Source organism: Streptosporangium sp. NPDC048886 (assembly GCF_055586905.1).
On the sequence record NZ_JBVJHH010000121.1, the window covers coordinates 1 to 1,121 of the forward strand.

Annotated in this window: 1 rRNA gene; it reads left to right on the forward strand. The window is 56.9% G+C overall.

The features are described from left to right. Window positions 1-1,024: ribosomal RNA gene (locus ACZ6R6_RS49345) — 23S ribosomal RNA — on the forward strand; the annotation flags it as partial. Window positions 1,025-1,121: the final 97 nt, after the last annotated feature.

Here is a 1,121-nt window from a genome sequence, read left to right on the forward strand (position 1 = left end):
GCGAAGCTGAGAACTTAAGCGCCAGTAAACGGCGGTGGTAACTATAACCATCCTAAGGTAGCGAAATTCCTTGTCGGGTAAGTTCCGACCTGCACGAATGGCGTAACGACTTCCCCGCTGTCTCAACCGCAGACCCGGCGAAATTGCACTACGAGTAAAGATGCTCGTTACGCGCAGCAGGACGGAAAGACCCCGGGACCTTCACTACAGCTTGACATTGGCGTTTGGAACGGTTTGTGTAGGATAGGTGGGAGACGGTGAAGCTGTCACGCTAGTGATGGTGGAGTCATTGGTGAAATACCACTCTGGTCGTTTTGGACGTCTAACTTCGGTCCGTGATCCGGATCAGGGACAGTGTCTGGTGGGTAGTTTAACTGGGGCGGTTGCCTCCTAAAGAGTAACGGAGGCGCCCAAAGGTTCCCTCAGCCTGGTTGGCAATCAGGTGTCGAGTGTAAGTGCACAAGGGAGCTTGACTGTGAGACCGACGGGTCGAGCAGGAGCGAAAGCTGGGACTAGTGATCCGGCGGTGGCTTGTGGAAGCGCCGTCGCTCAACGGCTAAAAGGTACCCCGGGGATAACAGGCTGATCTTCCCCAAGAGTCCATATCGACGGGATGGTTTGGCACCTCGATGTCGGCTCGTCGCATCCTGGGGCTGGAGTAGGTCCCAAGGGTTGGGCTGTTCGCCCATTAAAGCGGTACGCGAGCTGGGTTTAGAACGTCGCGAGACAGTTCGGTCCCTATCCGCTGCGCGCGCAGGAGACTTGAAAGGAGCTGTCCCTAGTACGAGAGGACCGGGACGGACGAACCTCTGGTGTGCCAGTTGTTCCGCCAGGAGCACGGCTGGTTGGCTACGTTCGGAAGGGATAACCGCTGAAAGCATCTAAGCGGGAAGCTCGCCTTGAGATGAGGTCTCCCACCCGTGAGGGGTAAGGCTCCCAATAGACGATTGGGTTGATAGGCCGGAGGTGGAAGCACAGTAATGTGTGGAGCTGACCGGTACTAATAGGCCGAGGACTTGACCACAAAGCATACTTTTGGTCTCTGCAGCGCTCTGTCCCTTCGCCGGGTCCGGAGCAGCGCGAGGTCAGGGTTGTTGCCCGCGTCCACTATGTGATTCTGA